Below are 19165 nucleotides of genomic sequence, written 5' to 3' on the forward strand. Positions count from 1 at the left end.
CCGGGAGGGCGTCAAGATCGCTAGGGCTGGTCGGCCTTACGCCGGTTCGGGCCGCGGCGAGATCGGCACCGCCACCGACGGGCCAGTGGGCCGCTTAGCGTCGGCGTCGTCGCGAACGGGCGGGACGCCCTTCAGCGCATTGATGATCTCGTCGCCGGTCAGGGTCTCGTACTCGAGCAGAGCCTTGGCCAGGGTGTGCAGGTCGTCCATCTTCTCGGTCAGGATTCGGCGAGCCTCGTCGAAGCCGCCCTGGACCAGACGCTTCACTTCGGCGTCGATCAGGTTGGCCGTCTCTTCCGAGACCGACTGGGTCCGCGACACCGAATGACCGAGGAACACCTCGTCCTGGTTCTCGCCGTAGGAGACGACGCCGAGCTTGTCGGAGAAGCCCCACTTGGTGACCATGGCGCGGGCCAGCTTGGTCGCCTGATCGATGTCGGACGACGCGCCCGAGGTGATCTTGTCCTTGCCGAAGATCAGCTCCTCCGCCATCCGGCCGCCCATCAGGATGGCCAGACGCGAGGTCATCTGCTCGTAGGACATTGACAGCTGATCGCGTTCCGGCAGCTGCATGACCATGCCCAGGGCGCGGCCGCGCGGAATGATCGTGGCCTTGTGCACCGGGTCGGTGGCCGGGACGTTCAGGGCGATCAGGGCGTGGCCGCCCTCATGGTATGCAGTCAGGCGCTTTTCGTCCTCGGTCATGGCCATGGACTTGCGCTCGGCGCCCATCATGACCTTGTCCTTAGCGTCCTCGAAGTCGCGCTGGGTGACCATGCGGCGGTTCTTGCGCGCCGCCATGAGGGCCGCTTCGTTGACCAGGTTGGCCAGGTCGGCGCCAGAGAAGCCCGGGGTGCCGCGGGCGATGGTCTTGACCTCGACGTCGGCGGCCAGCGGCACGTTCTTCATGTGGACGCGCAGGATCCGCTCGCGGCCGCCGATATCCGGGTTCGGCACCACGACCTGACGGTCGAAGCGGCCGGGACGCAGCAGGGCCGGGTCCAGAACGTCGGGTCGGTTGGTCGAGGCGATGACGATAATCGCTTCCGACGGGTCGAAGCCGTCCATCTCGACCAGCAGCTGGTTGAGGGTCTGCTCGCGCTCGTCGTTGCCGCCGCCCAGGCCGGCGCCGCGGTGACGGCCGACGGCGTCGATTTCGTCGATGAAGATGATGCAGGGGCTGTTCTTCTTGGCCTGCTCGAACATGTCGCGCACGCGGCTGGCGCCGACGCCGACGAACATTTCAACGAAGTCCGAACCGGAGATGTAGAAGAAGGGCACGCCGGCCTCGCCCGCGACGGCGCGGCCCAGCAGGGTCTTACCGGTGCCGGGAGGGCCGACCATCAGGGCGCCCTTCGGGATCTTGCCGCCCAGGCGCTGGAACTTCTGCGGGTCCTTCAAGAAATCGACGATTTCCGTCAGCTCTTCCTTGGCCTCGTCCACGCCGGCGACGTCGTCGAAGGTGACGCGGTTCTTGTTCTCGGTCAGCATCTTGGCCTTGGACTTGCCGAAGCCCATGGCGCCACGGGCGCCGCCCTGCATCTGACGCATGAAGAAGATCCAGACGCCGATCAACAGCAGGATCGGCAGGCTGTTCAGGAACAGGCCCAGCAGGCCGCCGCCAGCCGACTTCACATTGATGTCGGCGCCGCCGGACTCCAGCCGCTTGATCAGGTCGTCCTGATTGTTCGGGGTCAGCGCGGTGTACGACTTGCCGCCCGCGTCCTTGATCTCGATCGCCGTGCCGCGGAACGTCGCGGACTTGACCTCGCCCGAGTTCACCTTGCTCAGCAGCTGCGAGTAGGAGATCTGGCCTGAAGCCCCGGCCGCCTGACTGCCGCCGGTCATCATGCTGTAGAGGCCGATCAGGACGACGACGATGACGCCCCAGATGGCGAGATTACGCAGGTTCATGACGCGCCTTCGTGAAAAGTGTCTCTCAAATCCCACTGTAGGTGGGAGTGGCCATGGGCACTAGCAAGCCTCGTGCCGCGCGACCGAATATCGCGGTTCGTTGAGCGAGCTTGACCAAGCCCGATTCCAGACATGCAAAGGGCCGCGCAGTCTCCCGCGCGGCCCCCCACACTTAGGCATGACGCCTTGATTTCTTACCGGCTCGGCTTCTTCGGCGCGGCGATCAGGCCTTCGCGTTGAGCGCGCTTGCGGGCCAGCTTGCGCGCGCGGCGCACGGCTTCGGCCTTTTGACGAGCGCGCTTTTCGCTCGGCTTTTCATAGTGCACGTGCCGCTTCATTTCGCGGAACGAGCCCTCGCGCTGCATCTTCTTCTTCAGCGCCTTGAGGGCCTGATCGACGTTGTTGTCGCGGACGAAAATCTGAACCAGAGGTCTCTCTCCTATCACCCGTTCCCGCTCGGCCTTCCTGACATCAGGCGGCGGCGAACGGATAAAAGCCTTGCGACCCGTCGAGCGAAGGCCCTTCGGGTTGAGCGCGGCGAGATATCAGAACCCGAGCGCGATGTCCACGGCGGACAGGCGGAAAATCGCCCGCTATATGGATGCATGGCCAATGTAGACGAGTGGGCGCAGGACGCCGAACGGCAGGTTCTCGACGCCGCCTTGCAGATTGCAGCCGATCGCGGCTGGACCTGGCCGACGGTGAAGGCCGCCGGCGCGGCGGCCGGACTGTCTGAGGCCGATGTCGAACTGCTGCTGCCGCACGGTCCGCGCGACCTCGCCGCCTTGCTGGGCAAGCGACACGACGCTTTGACCCTGGCCGCCCTGCCCGACCCGGCGGCCCTAAAGATCCGCGAGCGGATCCGCACCGCCGCCATGACCCGGATCGACGTCGCAGCCCAGGATGAGGCGGCCGTTCGGCGTTGGGCAGGTTTCCTCGCCCTGCCGATACACCTGCCGCTAGCGATGCGGCTGTTGTGGGACAGCGCCGACCAGCTGTGGCGGTGGGCCGGCGACACGGCCACCGACGAGAACCACTATTCCAAGCGCGCGATCCTCTCGGGCATCCTGGCCAGCGCGTTGGCGATCCGGCTGTCGTCGGGCCGCGACGCGGCGGCGGCCTTCGTCGACGCCCGCATCGAAAACGTGATGGCCTTCGAGAAGTGGAAGGGCGGCCTGAAGCCCTCGCAACTTCTGTCCGACGTCGCCAGCGCGCTCGGCAAGATGCGCTACGGCTAAACGCCTCCCATTCCCTTGCGTCATCCGGCAATGATGCCGCCTTTGCATCATTCATAAGGAGACGCCCATATGGCCGACGCCTTCTCGCAGACCTGGACCTGCTTCGACGTGACCCTGGACGGCCACGTCGCCCACATCCAGCTCAAGCGCCCCGAGGCCATGAACTCGATGATCCGCGAGTTCTGGAACGAGCTGCCGGTGATCGTGAAGGACATCGACCACAACGCCCGCGCCCGGGCGATCGTGATCTCCTCGACCGGCAAGCACTTCTCCGCCGGCATGGACCTGGCCGTGTTCGGCGGCGGCGGCTCGACCTCGGCCAACCAGAACCAGGACCGGCACATCAACGCCGAGCAGCAGCGCCATCATATCCTGTGGCTGCAGGACTGTTTCGGGTGTCTCGACGAGGCGCGCATCCCCGTGATCGTCGCCATCCAGGGCGGCTGCATCGGGGGAGCGGTCGACATGACCAGCGCCTGCGACATCCGCTACGCCAGCGCCGATGCGTTCTTCTGCATCCAGGAGATCAACATCGGCATGACCGCCGACGTCGGGACCTTCCCGCGGCTGTGCAAGCTGATCCCTGAGGGTTGGGTGCGCGAAATGGCCTATACCGGCCGCCGCATGCCGGCCGCGAAGGCCAAGGAGATCGGCTGGGTCAACGAGGTGCTGCCGACCCACGAAGAGTGTGTCGCCCACGCCCTCGCCACCGCCCACGAGATCGCTAGCAAGGCCCCGCTGGCGGTGACCGGCTCGAAGGTCATGATCAACTACGCCCGCGACCACACCATCAAGGACGGCCTGGACTACATCGCCGTCTGGCAGACCGGCATGTTCTCGGGCCCGCACATGGGCGAGGCGTTCGCGGCGAAGTCCGAGAAGCGCGAGCCGGTGTGGCAGGGGCTTCAGCCGCTGAAGCACGGGATGTAGGAACCCGCCTTCCTTGGAGTGTCATCCCGGCTGAAGCGAAGCGGAAGGCCGGGATCCATTGGCCGCGCTTGAGGCATGCGGCGAGGTCGAGCCGTCATCCGCATGATCAGGTGCTCATGGGTCCCGGTCTTCGGCCTGCGGCCGAAACCGGGATGACAGCCACAGCTCAGCCGCCCAGCTCGACGTCGGTGAGCACGCAGCCGTCGAGCTTGGCGTCGGAGAGGTCGGCTTCCGGCAACCGGGCGCGCAGGGCGAACGCGCGGCGCAGGTCGGCCTGGCGCAGGTTGGCGCGGGACAGGTCGGCGCGGATGAACCGGCCCTGACCGATCTCCAGCGGGCCGAGGATCGCCCCGCGAAGGTCAGCGCGGGTCAGCTGCGCGTCGATCAGGCGCGCGCCGCGCAGGTCGGCCATGCGCAGATTGGCCGCGCGCAGGTCGCAGCGCGACAGGTCCGCGCCCTGCAGCTCGACGCCCTCGAGGTTCATTCCGAACAGCACCGAGCCCGGCGCGATCAGGCCGCTGAGCTTGCGGCGCTTGAGCGTGCCCACCGGGCGGAAGTCAATGTCGGCCAGCCGGGCGGCGGCGCCGGCGCGACCGCCGCTTTCGCAGAAGGCCTCGTGCGCCGCCAGCACCTCGCCGAGCGGGCGTTCGTCGACATAGACCACCGCCGGCGGCGCCCGCAGCACGTCCGAGAGGTCGGCCCCCTCGACGGTCGCGAAACTGAAGTCCACGCGAATCAGAATGGCGCGCCGCAGCGAAGCGCCGGAGAGGTCGGCCCCCGCCACCTGGGCCCCGGTCAGGTTGGCTCCATCGAGCTTGGCCTTGATCAGGCGCGCCCCGCCCAGTTGAGCGTCGGTCAGGTTGGCGTCAGTGAAATCGGTGGCCAGGGCCGAGGCCCCGGTCATCTGGGCCCCGGTGAGGTCGGCGCCGGTGAGCACGGCGAAGTTAAGCTCGCCCGGACCGCCGGCGTGGTCGAGATATCGGAACCCCTCGGTGCGGTCCTGCAGGGCGATGCGGCCCTCGCGCAGGTCGCAGCCGGCGAGATTGGCGCCGGTCAGGTTCGCGCCGCGCAACGAAGCGCCGCGCAGGTCGGCCTTGGAGAGGCTGGCCTTGCGCAGGTTGGCGTCGCGCAGGTCCGCGCCGAACAGGATCGCGCGGTCGAGCTTCACGCCGGCCAGCATCGCGCCGGACAGCCGCGCGCCGGTCAGGTCGGCGTCGCTGAGGTCGAAGCCTTCGAGCTTCAGGCCTGACAGGTCCGCATAGGCGAGGTTCGCCCGCCGCCCGCCGGTGCGGTGGGCGAGATAGCGGCGATGGGCCTCCAGGGTTTGCCGAAGCGCCTGGGGATCCAGCGGCCGATAGAGGTTGGCGACTGCGGACATGCGGACCGGTTTAAGGAACGAGGCCCTCAGGATCAGATATCGCGCTTAAGGAACGGTTGCACAATTGTGACTTCACCGTGGCGATATCTAACGCCGGTCGGCGATCTACAGCCAACCCTACCTCTCGTATCAGATGAACGGGGTAACTTGCGCGATAACCATAAGCAGATGAGTCAATGTATACCCAAACATCCAGCGCAAATGCGGTGTCGCGCCGAAGTCCGCTCCATATATAGATGCGACTGGCGGCGGCGGCCGGAAGACGACCGCCACGACAGAGAAGAATTGATGCTGTTCTCTCGCTTCATCAGGTCGAGCGCCGCGTCGGGCAGGAACCAGATGCGGTCGTCGCCAGCTCCGCGTGCTCGCTCAGGGCTGAATGTCGTGCTGGATCGAGGTCAGGCGGCTTTGGCGAGGCGGCCGAGGAAGGCATCGAGGCGCTCGACGGCCCGCTCCACGACGCGCCCTCCGGCGAGGGCGAGACCAGGTTGATCCAGATGATGTCGTCGTCCGGCCGTCAGCATGGAGCTCTCCGCAAGGGATGGAGCCCCACCTGAAATTTGAGGGATGGGCGTCAGCGCCCAGCCGGGTCAGTTCGACTCGGCGGGCGGGTTCATCTGGGTAGCGGCCTGGATCAGGGCGGCGATCCGGTCGGTGGAGTCGGCGGCCTGGCTCAGCATCTGCAGCGGGCCAGCGCCCGGACGAACGACCGAGGCGACCTGGTTGGCCGCGCCCTGGGCGACGGCGATGGCGGTGTTCTGGGCGCCGTTGAGCTTGTTGCTCGCCATGCGGATGGCGTTGGCGTCCTGGTAGATGAAGCCGTGGGTCGGGTAGGTCGACGAGCCGAGGTCACGCACCGGATCATACCACACCTTGACCTGCGACCAGTCGCCGGCCGGCGAGACGTCGATGACGGTGACGTCCTTCTCGATCTGCCCGCGCGTGCCCCCGATGCGCGACCAGTTGGCGTGGGTGATCTGGATGACGCGGTCGGTCAGCACCTGGCTGACCACGGCCACGTGTCCGAGACGCATCTTGCCGGTGGGCTTGAAGCAGAGGACCGCGCCCGCCTTGGGGCTGAAGCCGGTTTCGTATTTGCCCACCGCCTGACGCCACCAGGTCCAGGCGTCGCCATAGATCTGCACGCCGGAAATCAGGCGCGCGAACGGGACGCACTGCCAGTAGGTGTCGGCCATCGCGCCCGAGATGGGAGCGAAAAACATAACCGCCGCAGCGGCCAGGGAGCCAATCACGGCCCTCGGGCGTTTAAGCATGTTACGGGTACTCCCCCACGCGAACAGCGTAAGGGGTAACCATCTCACGCCCGGATGAAAAGAGTCTTTATGCGCCTGCGGTAGAAGGTCGCCGAGCCTCCCACGCCTCCGCCCATAGCTTCATGCGGGCGCGGGCCGGCTTTTCAATAAGATGATATGACGCCGCGGCCAGTGGAACGACTCCGCCGAGGAAAACTAACCACAGCCAAAGGGGCAGGCGCTCGTCGTTGAGCTCAAATACTTTCGACGCCGCGTTCACGAATACTATCTTCCACGGAACGCAGACCATGTAGACGGAGTAGCTGATCTCGCCCAGATAAACGAGCTGTGCGTTACCAAATGTTTCAGAACCGGTTTGCGCCATGCGTGCGAGGAAGAAGATCACGGCGCCGAGCGCAGTCACAATTACGGCATCAGGAGCGGCGATCGCCGCCAAAATAAGCACCGCGAGGGTCGAAGCGACGGCGCCGACCAGGGCGCTGCGACGATTCTGCGAGGGCCGCGCGCGCCACAGGGCATGCAGGGCGCAGCCGTAGGCGAAGCACGGAACGATGCGCAGGGCGCCCCACTGTATGGTCGCCTGGGTGAGCGGAAAGCCGGCCAGGTGCTGGAACGCCGCATATAGGGCGGCGAGGAAGCCGATCGCCAGACCGAGCGCCACGAGCGGCCGGTCCTTCAGCGCCAGGGCGCCCCAGGCGAACAGCGGGAAGGTCAGATAGGCGAACCACTCGGCCGAGATCGACCAGGACGGGTGGTTGAACGCCGCCTGCGGGGCCAGACCCCAGGCCTGGACCAGCAGCAGGTTCGCCGGCAGCGATTCCCAGGAGAGAATGTTCGAGTCGATGCCAAAGCCCGCGGCCTGGGCGCCAAGCGCCAGCACGATCATGCCGACCAGGGTGGCCAGGTGCAGCGGATAGACCCGCGCGAGCCGATTCCAGAGGAACGAGCCGTAGCGGAAGCGCCCCTCCTCCAGGCTGGTCCGGTAGACGTGGCAGAGGATGAAGCCGGAGAGGACGAAGAACAGCTCGACCCCGAGATAGCCCTTCTGCACGAAGAGCGGGATCGCCGCGTCGAAATCGAGCTTCGGCCAGTAGTGGAACAGCACGACCCAGAAAGCGGCGAAGAACCGCAAGGAGGTGAGCTGGCGGATGTTCGAGGCGTCGTTCATAGGCGGCTTCGTCCCGTTCCGGCGCCGTTCTCGGCGCAGCGTCAGGGGCGAGTGCAATTCGCGCACCAGGCGAGCCCCGGCGAGGAGACTAGGCCAGGAAGCCTGACCATTCGGTTACGGGCAAGCGCCGCACGGCGCTCGACCCAGCAGCGCAGGCGCGAATGGGTCCCGGTGTTGGCCGCGCCTACGCCGCCGCGGTCATGTAGCGGTCCCAGAAGCCTTCGGCCGGTTCGATCTGCTCGACGACGTCGACCCAGAGGCCGGAGGGGTCGAAGAAACCGAAGCGCAGCTGGCCGAACGGCTCCTGGGCCAGGGCGTAGTCGACCCGCAGGCCGCGGCCGCGGAACTCCTCATAGGCCAAGGCGGCGTCCTCAACCTGCAGTTCGAAGCACATGCCGTGGCCGGAGAACGCCTGCGGACCCGGCGGGCTGGACGGGTGGTTCGGGTGCATGAAGGCCAGGGTGGCGCCGTCGGCGGCCAGCAGGATGAACCAGTCGGCCTCGAAGACCACCTCGAACCCCAGATGCTCGACCCAGAAGTCGCGACACTGCTGCAGCTTAGGGGTGACGATGATCGGATATCGGTCGACGAACTTCATGGCGATTGTCCTTGATCAGTCCTGATGGCGAACTAAAATACAGACAGTCTGTATGTCAAATAGGAAATCGCGGATGAGCGTGAAGGCGGCGAAGGCGGCGGCGACGCGAGGCAAGCTGGTCGCGGTCGCGCGCGACCTGTTCGCCGCTCAAGGGTACGCGGGGACCGGCACAGAGGCGATCCTGGCCGCGGCCGGGGTGACCCGCGGGGCGCTCTATCACCACTTCGCCGACAAGCAGGCGCTGTTCGCCGCAGTGTGCGAGCAGCTGCACGGCGAAGCCGAGCTGGCGATCGAAACGGACGCCGACGCACAAGCCAGCGCCTTCGACGGGCTGCTGGCCGGGTGCCTCACCTTTCTCGACTTCATGGCCGGCCCGCAGGCGCGCCGGATCCTGATCCTCGACGCCCCCAGCGTGCTGGGCTGGGAGGCCTGGAATGAGATGGATCGCCGGCACGGTTTCGGCCTGCTGGTCGAGGGCGTGCGGGCCGCGGTGGAGGCGGACGAGTTGCAGGGCGACCCCGAAACCCTGGCGGTGATGATCAACGGGGCGCTCAACTACGGCGTGGTCTGGGCCGGCCACGGCGAGGGACCTGAGGCGCTGGCGCGGCTGAAATCGAGCTTTGTTGAGACCATGGCCCGCTTGCGGCGCTGAAACTCCACCTTATCTGACGCGGTTGGCTCGATAGAATTTCCACATAACCGAGAGGACCTCGATGGACACCCTTATGACCCTAGCTGCTGATCCGGCCGTGTGGGCGGCGCTGATCACGCTCATCGTCATGGAGGTGGTCCTTGGCATCGACAACCTCATCTTCATCTCCATTCTCTCGAATAAGCTGCCCCCCGAACACCGCACTAAGGCCCGCCGCATCGGCATCAGCCTGGCGCTCATCATGCGCCTGGTCCTGCTCTCGACCCTGGCCTTCATCGTCGGCCTGACCGCGCCGGTGTTCGAACTGCCCTGGCACGGGGCCCTGGACGAAAACGGCAAGCCGGCCTGGGAGCTGGCGTTCTCGTGGCGCGACCTGATCCTGATCGCCGGCGGCCTGTTCCTGGTCTGGAAGGCGACCACCGAAATCCACCACACGGTCGATCCGACCCCGAACGACGACGTGTTCGACTCCAAGAAGGCGGTCGCAACCAATTTCGGCGCGGCGATCATCCAAATCATCATGCTGGACCTGGTGTTCTCGATCGACTCGATCCTGACCGCCGTGGGCATGACCGAGCACCTGCCGGTCATGGTGATCGCGGTGATCGTGGCGGTGACGGTGATGCTGCTGGCCGCCGATCCGCTGGCCAACTTCATCAACAACAACCCGACCGTAGTGATGCTGGCGCTGGGCTTCCTGCTGATGATCGGCACCGTGCTGATCGCCGACGGCTTCGGGGTGCATGTGCCGAAGGGCTACATCTACGCGGCGATGGCCTTCTCGGCCGGGGTCGAGGCGCTCAACATGTGGAGCCGCAACGCCGCCAAGAAGCGCGAAGCGCTGGGTCAGGACGCGACCAAGCACTGACCACCAGTGTCATCCCGGAAGCCGCATAGCGGCTGTCCGGGATCCATTGCCGCCGCGTCGAATTAGGGGCGCGGCCGGCGCCGCCATCTGAACCATCTGGTGTTCATGGATCCCGGTCTTCGGCTGCGCCGAAACCGGGATGACACGCGGCTCTCTACAGAAAACTGTACGGATCGACGTCGATGGCCACCCGGATCGCGCCGGGCGGCCGCACGCGGGCGCGCCAGGTGGCGAGGTAGGCCGAAAGGTCGACGTTGCGGTCGGCGCGGACCAGGAAGCGCTTGCGCCGCCGGCCGCGCACCAGGGCGAGCGGGGCGTCGGCGGGGCCGTAGACCTCGACCCCCTCGGCGTTGGGCGCGACCTTGGCCATCTCGCGGGCGAAGGCCTCCAGCGCCGCGGCGTCGGGGCCGGAGATCACGATGGCCCCCAGCCGGCCGAACGGCGGCAGCTTCATGATCTCGCGCTCGGCCATCTCGGCCTCGACGAAGGCGTCGCGGTCCTGGGCCTTCAGCGCCTGCATCACCGAGTGCTCAGGGGCGTAGGTCTGCAGGAGCGCGCGGCCGGGACGGTCGCGGCGGCCGGCCCGGCCGGTGGCCTGGGCCAGCAGCTGGTAGGTGCGCTCGGCGGCGCGCAGGTCGCCGCCGCGCAGGCCAAGGTCCGCATCGACCACCCCGACCAGGGTCAGCTTGGGGAAATTGTGGCCCTTGGCGGCGGCCTGGGTCGCCACCAGGATGTCGATCTCGCCCTCGGCCATGGAGTCGACCAGGCGGCGCGCCTCCTTGGCGTCCCAGACCGTGTCGGACGAGAAGACCGCGATGCGGGCGTCAGGGAACAGGTGGCGGGCCTCCTCCTCCACCCGCTCCACGCCTGGGCCGATCGAGGTCAGGCTGTCCTTGGCCCCGCAGTGCGGACACTTGTCGGGCTTGGGCATGGAAAAGCCGGTCAGGTGGCAGACCAGCCGGCCGCTATAGCGGTGCTCGACCAGCCAGCTGTCGGTGTCGGGCGACGTCAGCTTCTCGCCGCAGGCCTTGCAGAGCACAAGCGGGGCGTAGCCGCGGCGGTTGAGGAACAGCAGGGTCTGCTCGCCGGCGGCCAGGGTCTGTCCCATGGCGTCGACCAGCGGCGGCGAAAGCCAGCGGCCGGGCGGCGGCGGCGTCGCCTTAAGGTCGATGAGCGTGATGTCGGGCAGCTGCGCGGTCCCGTGGCGGCTGGTCAGCTTCAGCCAGCGGTAACGGCCGGTCTCGGCGTTGCGCAGGGTCTCGAGCGACGGGGTCGCCGAAGCCAGGATCACGCCCGCGCCCTCGATCTTGCCGCGCATCACCGAGAGGTCGCGGGCCTGGTAGATGAAGCCCTCGTCCTGCTTGTAGGAGCCGTCGTGCTCCTCATCGACGACGATCAGCGACAGGCGGGTGAACGGCAGGAACAGCGCCGACCGGGCGCCGATGACGATGCGGGCTTGGCCGGTGGCGACCGCGTCCCAGGTGCGGCGGCGCATCGGCGGGGCGACGTCGGAGTGCCATTCGGCCGGTTTCACCCCGAAGCGCTCCACGAACCGGGCGATCACCGCCTGGGTCAGGGCGATCTCGGGCAGCATGACCAGCACCTGGGCGGCGGGGTCCTTGGCCAGGGCGGCGGCGACCGCCTCCAGATAGACCTCGGTCTTGCCCGAACCGGTGACGCCGTCGAGCAGGGCGACGTTGAAGCCGCCCTCACGGACCATGTCGACCAGCGCCTGGGCCGCGGCGGCCTGGCTGGGGTTCAGCGGATGGCCCGCGCGGGCGAGATCGGGTTCGGGAAAAGCGGCCTGCGCCTCGATCAGCCGCAGGGCCAGCGCGCCCTCTTCGACCAGGCCCTTGACCACGCCAGCCGAAACCCCGGCGGCGCGGGCGAGATCGGCCGGCGCCTGCGGGCCGGCGGCGGCGGCCTCCAGCACTTTCAGCCGGGCGGGGGTCGCGCGGGCCGGCAGCAGGCCGGTGGCCTCGAGCACCTTTTCGGGTTTGGCCTTGGGGGCGCGGGCGCCGCGGATGGCGATGGCCAACGGCTGGCCGGGCGCGTCGACGGAATAGCGCGCCGCCCACTGGACGAACTCGATGGCGCCGGGCGGCAGCGGCGGGGAATCCAGCTTGCTGTCGAGCGGCTTCAGCGGCCGGTTGCCGCCGGCCCCTTCGCGCAGGGCGACGACGACGCCGCGCAGCAGCCGCGGGCCCAGCGGCGCGGCGACCTGGTCGCCGACGACGAGCTCCATCCCCTCCGGCTCGGCGTAGTCGAACGCCTCAGGCAGCGGCATGGGAAGCAGGACGGAGGCGATGCGGCTCATGGCCCCGTCCAGATAGGCTGGCCGCACGCGGCTGCAAACGGTAAAGAGCCCGCGAAACCCCGCGCCAGAAGGTCACCCATGCAGCTCTTCCTCGACACCACCGACATCGGCCTGCTCAAGGAACTCACCGCCACCGGCCTGGTGGACGGGGTGACCACCAACCCGACCCTCATCGCCAAGTCCGGCCGCCCCATGCTGGAGGTCATCGCCGAGATTTGCGAGCTCGTCGAGGGCCCGGTCAGCGCCGAGGTCGCCGCCACCGAGGTCGAGGGCATGCTGGCCGAAGGCGCGAAGCTGGCCGCCATCGCCCCGAACGTGGTCGTCAAGCTGCCGCTGACCCGCAACGGCCTGATCGCGACGTCGGAGTTCGCGGTGCAGGGCATCCAGACCAACGTCACCCTGTGCTTCACGGCCGCTCAGGCGCTGCTCGCGGCCAAGGCCGGCGCCAGCTACATCTCGCCGTTCATCGGCCGCCTGGACGACTACGGCGCCGAAGGCATGGGCCTGATCCAGGAAATCCGCGCGATCTACGACAACTACGATTTCGATACCGAGATCCTCGCCGCCTCGATCCGCACGCCGGCCCACGTGACCGCCGCGGCCCTCGCCGGCGCCGACTGCGCGACCATTCCGCCCACCACCTTCGCCGACCTCTTCAAGCACCCGTTAACCGAAAAGGGTCTTGAACAATTCCTCAGCGACTGGGCCAAGACGGGTCAGTCCATCCTGTAGAATGCTGGGGGCGGCACATGGAAGGCGGGGCGAAGGCTAAGGAACATGGTCTCGAGCCCCGCGAGGTCCGCGCCTTCCTGGCCGACAACCCCGACTTCCTGCGCGGCGACACAGCGCTGCTGGCCGAGCTCGGCCTGCGCGCCGACGCCGGCAACGTGATCGACTTCGGACCGGCGGCGCTGGCCCGCGTGCACGAGGCGCACAAGCGCGAGTCCAGCGCGCGCAAGCACCTGGAAGCTACGGCACGCGCCAACTTCGCCGCCCAAGCCCAGACGCACGGCGCGGTCGTCGACATGCTTGAGTCGCGCAATCACGCCGACCTGGCCCGCCGGGTCGACGAGCTGGCGCAGCTGCGTTTCGGCCTGGTCAGCGGCGTCGTCGCCCTGGAAGGGCCCGAGCGCACGCCGGCCGGCTGGCGGATGCTGGTCGAGGGCCAGATCGACATGATCATCGGCCACGACCGCGTGGCGCTGATGGGCTTCGAGCCCGTGGCGCTCGGCCTGTTCGGCGAACGCGCGCCGCAGGTCCGCTCGATGGCCATGGTCCGCATGGCGATCTGGGAGCCCTCGCGCGAGGGCCTGCTGGCCTTCGGCTCGGCCGACGAGCACGGCTTCACCGAAGACATGGGCGTCGAATTGGTCGCCTTCCTCGCCCGCGTGGTCGAGCGCACGGCGGAGCGGTGGCCGGTCCTGTGACCAACGCCCGCCAGGCGCCCGAGCCGGTTCCCACTTCGGCGCGTCGCGCTCTGGCCCAATGGCTGGAGCACCTGGCCAAGGAGCGCCGCGCCTCGCCGCGCACGGTCGAGGCCTACGCCTTCGCCGGCGGCCGCTACATCAGCTTTCTCGAACGCCATCGCGGCGAGGCCCTAAGCCTCTCCGACATGGGAACCCTGGCCCCCAGCGAGATCCGCGCCTGGCTGGCGCACCTGCGACAGGGCGATCACCCCCTGTCGCCGCGCTCGCTATCGCAGGCGCTGTCGGCGATCCGCACCTTCCACAAGTTCCTCGACCGACGGCTGGACACCCCCAACGCCGCCATCGCCCTCGTGCGCGGCCCGCGCGTTGTCCCCTCGGCCCCGCGGCCGGTCAGCGAGGACCAGGCGGCCGGCCTGATCGCCGAACCCGCCTTCGATCCCGACCGCGACGACTGGGAGGTCAGCCGCGACCAGGCGGTGCTGACCCTGCTCTATGGCTGCGGCCTGCGGATCTCCGAGGCGCTGTCGCTGAAGCGCAGCGACGCGCCGATCCCCGAGACGCTGCGCATCCTCGGCAAGGGCGGCAAGACCCGCATGGTCCCGGTGCTGCCGGCGGTGCAGGCGGCGATCGCCACCTATCTCGCCGACCTGCCGTTCGTGCTGGAGCCGGACGAGCCGCTGTTCCGCGCCAAGCGCGGCGGCCCCTTAAGCCCGCGTCACGTCCAGGCGACGGTGCAAGGTCTGCGCGCGCGCCTGGGCCTGCCCGACAGCGCCACGCCGCACGCGCTGCGCCACTCGTTCGCCACCCATCTGCTGGGCGCCGGCGCGGACCTGCGTTCGATCCAGGAACTGCTGGGCCACGCCTCGCTCTCGACCACACAGCGCTACACCGAGGTCGATGCGGCGTCCCTGCTCAGCGCCTACGCCAAGGCCCATCCGCACGCGTGAACACCCGTCCTGCTGCGCCCTCCCCCCTCGCCGAGGGGAGAGGGACAGTCGAATGGCCGCGTTAGGCCTGGCCGGCCGCAGCGCTCTCAATCTTTTCCATGACCTGGTCGATCGAGAAGCTGGCCGCCTTCTGGGCGGGAGGGAACTCCTTGAACGTCGCCAGGAACTCGCCGACCATCGCCTGGGCCGGGACCAGCAGGAAGATGTGGTCGAGCATCCAGTCCCAGTAAGTGTTCGAGGTGCGGTCGGCCCGCTCGTAGGGATCGGTCCGCAGGTTGAAGATCTTCGGCACCCGCAGCGGCGTGAACGGCTCGGCCCAGAGCTCCAACGTGCCCTTGGAACGCTGTTCCAAGAAGACCATCTTCCAATTGTCATAGCGCAGCGAGACCACGTCACCGTCGTCGTTGAAATAGATGAAGCCCGGCCGCGGGCTCACCTTGGCCTGGCCGGTGATGTAGTCGGTCAGGTCCCAGCCATCGAGGTGGGCCTTGAACTTGTGGCCGTCGAGCGTCGCGCCCTTCTTGAGGTCCTCCTTGACCGACGCCGCGCCCGCCAGATTGGCGAAGGTCGGGAACCAGTCGAGGTGCGAGGCGATGCCCGTGAACTTCGTGCGGGGCGCAATCTTGCCGGGCCAACGCACCAGGCAGGGGACGCGATAGGCGCCTTCCCAGTTGGTGTTCTTTTCCGAACGGAACGGCGTGGTCCCGGCGTCCGGCCAGGAATTCTGGTGCGGGCCGTTATCGGTCGAGTACATCAGGAAGGTGTTGTCGGCGATGCCCAGTTCATCGAGCAGATCGATCATCTCGCCGATGTTCTTGTCATGGTCGATCATGACGTCGTGGTACTCGGACTGCCAGCGCCCTGACTGGCCCAGGCTCGAGTCCTTGGCGTGGGTCCGGAAGTGCATGTGCGTCGTGTTGAACCAGACGAAGAACGGCTCATCCGCGTCGACAGCGGCCTTGATGAAGGTCTTTGCGCTGGCGAGGAACTCCTCGTCGACGGTCTTCATCCGCTCGCGGGTGAGCGGGCCGGTGTTCTCGATCTTCTGGCCGCCCTTGCCGTCGGCCCAGCAGTGCAGCACGCCGCGCGGCCCATACTTCCTGCGGAAATCCGGGAAGTCCTTGGCCGGCGGATAATCGCGCAGTTCAGGCTCTTCCTCGGCGTTGAGGTGATAGAGGTTGCCGAAGAACTCATCGAAGCCGTGCATGGTCGGCAGGTGTTCGTCCCGGTCTCCCAGGTGGTTCTTGCCGAACTGGCCGGTCCGATAGCCCTGGTGCTTGAGCATCCGCGCGATCGTCGGGATTTCCTTTTTCATGCCGAGGTCGGCGCCCGGCAGGCCGACCTTGGTCAGGCCCGTGCGCATCCCCGCCTGGCCGGTGATGAATGAGGCGCGGCCAGCCGTGCAGCTCTGCTCGGCGTAGTAGTCGGTGAACATCGCACCTTCCTCGGCGACGCGGTCGATGTTGGGCGTCTGATAGCCCATCACCCCGTGCGAGTAGCAGCTGAGGTTGTGCTGACCGATGTCATCACCCCAGAGGATGAGAATGTTGGGCTTTTTGCCTGGCATGGCGATGCTCCTGCGGTGGCGGCGGCGTGGATGACCGTGGAGCGTCGCGGCGGCGCCGATGCGGGACAATCGGGTGAATCCCGCGAAGCCCGCTCACAGCCCCCGCGATGGGGCGTTTCACCGATAGTGCGCGCGAAGCCACTAGAGCGAGATTGCCTGGCCCCTGCCCGCCAACAAGCGTGCGTCCATGCTCTAGCCTGTGATCCGGCCCGCGACGGTTGAGGATCTGCACGGCGGGCTGGCGCTCTAGCGGCAGTTCAATCCCGGCGACCCCGTCCTCGACATCGCCGCGCGTCTACGTCGAAATCGGGATGACACGCGCAGCGTCAGCGCGGCCGTGCGAAGCGGCCGTCGCCCTGGACATTCTGGCGGACCATGGTCGAGACCGCGCAGCCGCCCACCGAGCGCATGACCGTCAGGTGCATGCCGGCCGGCGGCAAACTGGCCAAGGTCTGGGCGCCGTCGGGGCCGCGGCGGTCCTGCGGCCGCAGCAGGGCGGCGGGCCGGGCGGGGTCGGCGACCTGGAGCCTCGCCTCCTTGGGGCAGGATGGGGCGGGCGGCGCGGAAAGGGTGGTCGCCGCCAAGGCGGCCAGAAGCAGGGAAGCGGCCATGTCGATCCTCCTGTCGGGAGGAGCCTAAGCCCCGCGCGTGACGCCCCGAAGCAGAATCAGCGGCTTAGCCGCAGCCAGGTGAAAGCCGCGCCGGGGTCGCGGCCGACGTCGACGATGCGAAAGCCCTCGCGCAGATAGAAGTCCTGGGCGCGCAGGTTCGGCGACTGGCACTTGAGCGACAGCGGCCCGTCGGCGACCACGGTCACGTAGTCAAGCAGCGCCTTGCCGACGCCGGCGCCGCGGGTCTCGACGTAGAGCGAGTGGAGAAAATTGCTCTGGCGGTAGAAGCCGGCGATCCCGAGCAGGCGTTCGCCGTCCTTGGCCAGGTAGACCTCCTCTTCTTCGGCGGCGGAGAGGAAGTCGGCGGCCTGGTGCTGCTGCGGCGGGATCCAAGTGAAGGTCTCGCGCTGAACGCGTTCGTACAGCGCCGCGCAGGCCGCGATCTCATCGGCCTGCGCGCGCCTCACGATCATCAGGCTTGCATCGTCCAGCCTTCGACGCCCATGGCGGCCTGACGGCCGGCTTCCGAGCGGGTCGGGTGCGGGTGGCAGACGCGGGCGATGTCTTCGCTGGCGGCCTTGAAGGCCATGGCCACGCAGTACTCGCCGATCATCTCGCCGGCCTGCGGGCCGACGATGTGGACGCCGAGGATCTCGTCGGTCTTAGCGTCGGCCAGGACCTTGGCGAAGCCATCGGTCTCATGGTTGATCTTGGCGCGGCTGTTGGCGCTGAACGGGAACTTGCCGACCTTGTAGGCGACGCCCGCGTCCTTGAGCTGCTCCTCGGTCTGACCGACCCAGGCCACTTCCGGGTAAGTGTAAACCACGCTGGGGACCAGATTGTAGTCCACGTGGCCGTACTTGCCGGCGATGATCTCGATGCAGGCCACCGAGTCCTCCTCGGCCTTGTGGGCCAGCATCGGGCCATGGATGGCGTCGCCGATGGCCCAGACGCCGGGCGCGGAGGTCTTGAAGTGGTCGGTTTCGATGAACCCGCGCTTGTCCGGGGTGATCCCGACGTTCTCCAGGCCCAGGCCCTCGGTGTAGGGACGCCGGCCGATGGCGACCAGCACGTACTCGGCTTCCAGGGTCTCGGCCGCGCCGCCAGCCACCGGCTCGACGGTCAGCGAGACGCCCTTCTTGGAGGCGGTCGCGCCGGTGACCTTGGCGCCCAGCTTAAACTCCACGCCCTGCTTGGTCAGCGAGCGCTGGAAGGTCTTGGCGGTCTCGGCGTCCATCCCCGGCGTGATGCGGTCGAGGAACTCGACGACGGTCACCTTCGAACCCAGGCGGCGCCACACCGAGCCCAGCTCCAAGCCGATGATGCCGGCGCCGATGACGATCAGGCTCTTGGGGACCTCCGGCAGCGACAGGGCGCCGGTGGAGTCGACGATGCGCTCCTGGTCGATGGTCACGCCCGGCAGCGGGGTCGGCTCGGAGCCGGTGGCGATGACGATGTCCTTGGCTTCCAGGGCGGTGACCGAGCCGTCCTCGGCGGTGACCTCGACCTTGCCCGGGCCGGCGATCTTGCCCGCGCCCTTGATCCACTCGACCTTGTTCTTCTTGAACAAGAACTCGATGCCCTTGGTCAGGGCGGTCACCGAGTCGGCCTTCTGCTTCATCATCTGCACGAGGTTCAGCTTGGGCTTCACCTCGATGCCGAGGGTGGCGAATTCGCCGCCGGCGGCTTCGTAGAGTTCCGAGGCGTGCAGCAGCGCCTTGGAGGGCATACAGCCGACATTGAGGCAGGTGCCGCCGAGCGTCGTGCGCTTCTCCACCACGGCGACCTTCAGGCCCAGCTGGCCCGCGCGGATGCCGGCGTTGTAGCCGCCGGGGCCGCCGCCGATGATGATGACGTCGTATTGAGCCATGATGTTCAGTGCCTGATCGGAGGAGTTACGGGGAGGATATAGGAACGCGGCCCTCGTCCTGATGCTCGCGCTGGATGGGCAGCGGGGTCGGGACGCCGAAGAGCCAGGTGATGACGAGCGAGAAGGCCAGACGCGGCACGCTCTGCGCCGGCGGCGGCGGGGCCAGGGACGACGGCGCTGCGCGGATCTGCGAAAGCATCGCCCGCACCTCGGCCGCCTCCTCTTCCATCACGTGGAGCGGGAAGCCGCCGAGCGCGAACTGCACCCCGAAGTTCATCTCTCCGTGGTGCTGGTTCTGGAGGAAGACGAAGATCCCGGAGGCGCGCAGAGCCGACGCTGCGACCTGGGCCTCCGTGAGATCGGCGAATCTTGCGACTTCCACCAGCGCCATGACGCAGCTCCAACC

At 67.7% G+C, this 19165-nt stretch carries 21 protein-coding genes; 7 read left to right on the forward strand and 14 right to left on the reverse strand.

Going from position 1 to position 19165, the window contains the following annotated elements:
• Window positions 1–36: 36 nt before the first annotated feature.
• Window positions 37–1914 (reverse strand): ATP-dependent zinc metalloprotease FtsH, encoded by a 1878-nt coding sequence (gene ftsH, locus GGQ61_RS16125; protein ID WP_183775046.1) that lies wholly within the window; start codon window positions 1912–1914, stop codon window positions 37–39.
• Between the two features lie 194 nt (window positions 1915–2108).
• Complete coding sequence (gene rpsU, locus GGQ61_RS16130; RefSeq protein WP_111275467.1) at window positions 2109–2342, reverse strand: 30S ribosomal protein S21; 234 nt, start codon at window positions 2340–2342, stop codon at window positions 2109–2111.
• Window positions 2343–2519: 177 nt separating this feature from the next.
• Between rpsU and GGQ61_RS16135 the strand changes: the two genes are divergently transcribed.
• Together GGQ61_RS16135 and GGQ61_RS16140 are read left to right on the forward strand one after the other, a co-directional pair.
• Window positions 2520–3152, forward strand: coding sequence for a COQ9 family protein (locus GGQ61_RS16135; RefSeq protein ID WP_183775066.1), 633 nt, complete (start codon window positions 2520–2522; stop codon window positions 3150–3152).
• 69 nt (window positions 3153–3221) lie between these two features.
• Window positions 3222–4082 (forward strand): crotonase/enoyl-CoA hydratase family protein, encoded by an 861-nt coding sequence (locus tag GGQ61_RS16140; RefSeq protein WP_183775069.1) that lies wholly within the window; start codon window positions 3222–3224, stop codon window positions 4080–4082.
• Window positions 4083–4248: 166 nt separating this feature from the next.
• On the opposite strand, the gene GGQ61_RS16145 is transcribed toward GGQ61_RS16140, so the two are convergent.
• The 6 genes from GGQ61_RS16145 to GGQ61_RS16165 all read right to left on the reverse strand — a co-directional run bounded on the left by GGQ61_RS16145 (window position 4249) and on the right by GGQ61_RS16165 (window position 8500).
• The gene (locus GGQ61_RS16145; RefSeq protein WP_183775072.1) at window positions 4249–5460 is read right to left on the reverse strand and encodes a pentapeptide repeat-containing protein; all 1212 of its coding nucleotides are present in this window, start codon (window positions 5458–5460) and stop codon (window positions 4249–4251) included.
• A gap of 129 nt (window positions 5461–5589) precedes the next feature.
• Window positions 5590–5733: a hypothetical protein gene (locus GGQ61_RS22730; RefSeq protein WP_183775075.1), complete on the reverse strand. Its 144-nt coding sequence runs from the start codon at window positions 5731–5733 to the stop codon at window positions 5590–5592.
• Window positions 5734–5858: 125 nt separating this feature from the next.
• Entirely contained in the window at window positions 5859–5984 is a 126-nt protein-coding gene (locus GGQ61_RS22505; protein ID WP_281372709.1) for a hypothetical protein, read from the reverse strand.
• Between the two features lie 66 nt (window positions 5985–6050).
• On the reverse strand, window positions 6051–6734 hold the full coding sequence (locus GGQ61_RS16155) for a CHAP domain-containing protein (protein ID WP_183775078.1): 684 nt from the start codon (window positions 6732–6734) through the stop codon (window positions 6051–6053).
• A gap of 67 nt (window positions 6735–6801) precedes the next feature.
• A complete protein-coding gene (locus tag GGQ61_RS16160) occupies window positions 6802–7902 on the reverse strand; it encodes an acyltransferase family protein (protein ID WP_183775081.1) in 1101 nt (366 codons plus the stop codon).
• A 184-nt stretch (window positions 7903–8086) separates the two neighbouring features.
• The gene (locus GGQ61_RS16165) at window positions 8087–8500 is read right to left on the reverse strand and encodes a VOC family protein (RefSeq protein WP_183775084.1); all 414 of its coding nucleotides are present in this window, start codon (window positions 8498–8500) and stop codon (window positions 8087–8089) included.
• Between the two features lie 73 nt (window positions 8501–8573).
• Between GGQ61_RS16165 and GGQ61_RS16170 the strand changes: the two genes are divergently transcribed.
• Window positions 8574–9152 carry a TetR/AcrR family transcriptional regulator gene (locus GGQ61_RS16170; RefSeq protein WP_183775087.1) on the forward strand — a complete coding sequence of 193 codons (579 nt, stop codon included), beginning with the start codon at window positions 8574–8576 and terminating at the stop codon, window positions 9150–9152.
• Between the two features lie 61 nt (window positions 9153–9213).
• Window positions 9214–10020 carry a TerC family protein gene (locus GGQ61_RS16175; protein WP_183775090.1) on the forward strand — a complete coding sequence of 269 codons (807 nt, stop codon included), beginning with the start codon at window positions 9214–9216 and terminating at the stop codon, window positions 10018–10020.
• A 154-nt stretch (window positions 10021–10174) separates the two neighbouring features.
• Here the strand turns inward: GGQ61_RS16175 and GGQ61_RS16180 are convergent, their stop codons facing one another.
• Complete coding sequence (locus GGQ61_RS16180) at window positions 10175–12337, reverse strand: primosomal protein N' (protein ID WP_183775093.1); 2163 nt, start codon at window positions 12335–12337, stop codon at window positions 10175–10177.
• A gap of 78 nt (window positions 12338–12415) precedes the next feature.
• Here GGQ61_RS16180 and fsa point away from each other — a divergent pair, with 78 nt between their 5' ends.
• The 3 genes from fsa to GGQ61_RS16195 are packed head-to-tail and all read left to right on the forward strand — an operon-like array spanning window position 12416 to window position 14711.
• Window positions 12416–13069 carry a fructose-6-phosphate aldolase gene (gene fsa / locus GGQ61_RS16185; RefSeq protein WP_183775096.1) on the forward strand — a complete coding sequence of 218 codons (654 nt, stop codon included), beginning with the start codon at window positions 12416–12418 and terminating at the stop codon, window positions 13067–13069.
• A gap of 17 nt (window positions 13070–13086) precedes the next feature.
• Window positions 13087–13764, forward strand: a complete 678-nt coding sequence (locus GGQ61_RS16190; RefSeq protein WP_183775099.1) for a DUF484 family protein — start codon at window positions 13087–13089, stop codon at window positions 13762–13764.
• Complete coding sequence (locus GGQ61_RS16195) at window positions 13761–14711, forward strand: tyrosine-type recombinase/integrase (RefSeq protein ID WP_183775644.1); 951 nt, start codon at window positions 13761–13763, stop codon at window positions 14709–14711. The genes GGQ61_RS16190 and GGQ61_RS16195 overlap by 4 nt, the downstream gene beginning before the upstream one ends.
• A gap of 61 nt (window positions 14712–14772) precedes the next feature.
• On the opposite strand, the gene GGQ61_RS16200 is transcribed toward GGQ61_RS16195, so the two are convergent.
• The 5 genes from GGQ61_RS16200 to GGQ61_RS16220 all read right to left on the reverse strand — a co-directional run bounded on the left by GGQ61_RS16200 (window position 14773) and on the right by GGQ61_RS16220 (window position 19150).
• Entirely contained in the window at window positions 14773–16278 is a 1506-nt protein-coding gene (locus tag GGQ61_RS16200; RefSeq protein ID WP_183775102.1) for an arylsulfatase, read from the reverse strand.
• 326 nt (window positions 16279–16604) lie between these two features.
• Complete coding sequence (locus tag GGQ61_RS16205) at window positions 16605–16889, reverse strand: hypothetical protein (protein WP_183775104.1); 285 nt, start codon at window positions 16887–16889, stop codon at window positions 16605–16607.
• 56 nt (window positions 16890–16945) lie between these two features.
• Window positions 16946–17362 (reverse strand): GNAT family N-acetyltransferase, encoded by a 417-nt coding sequence (locus tag GGQ61_RS16210; RefSeq protein ID WP_183775108.1) that lies wholly within the window; start codon window positions 17360–17362, stop codon window positions 16946–16948.
• Window positions 17362–18759: a dihydrolipoyl dehydrogenase gene (gene lpdA, locus GGQ61_RS16215; protein WP_183775111.1), complete on the reverse strand. Its 1398-nt coding sequence runs from the start codon at window positions 18757–18759 to the stop codon at window positions 17362–17364. The genes GGQ61_RS16210 and lpdA overlap by 1 nt, the downstream gene beginning before the upstream one ends.
• Before the next feature lie 25 nt (window positions 18760–18784).
• Window positions 18785–19150, reverse strand: a complete 366-nt coding sequence (locus tag GGQ61_RS16220; RefSeq protein ID WP_183775114.1) for a hypothetical protein — start codon at window positions 19148–19150, stop codon at window positions 18785–18787.
• Window positions 19151–19165: the final 15 nt, after the last annotated feature.

It is taken from the genome of Phenylobacterium haematophilum, assembly GCF_014196295.1.
GTDB lineage: Bacteria > Pseudomonadota > Alphaproteobacteria > Caulobacterales > Caulobacteraceae > Phenylobacterium > Phenylobacterium haematophilum.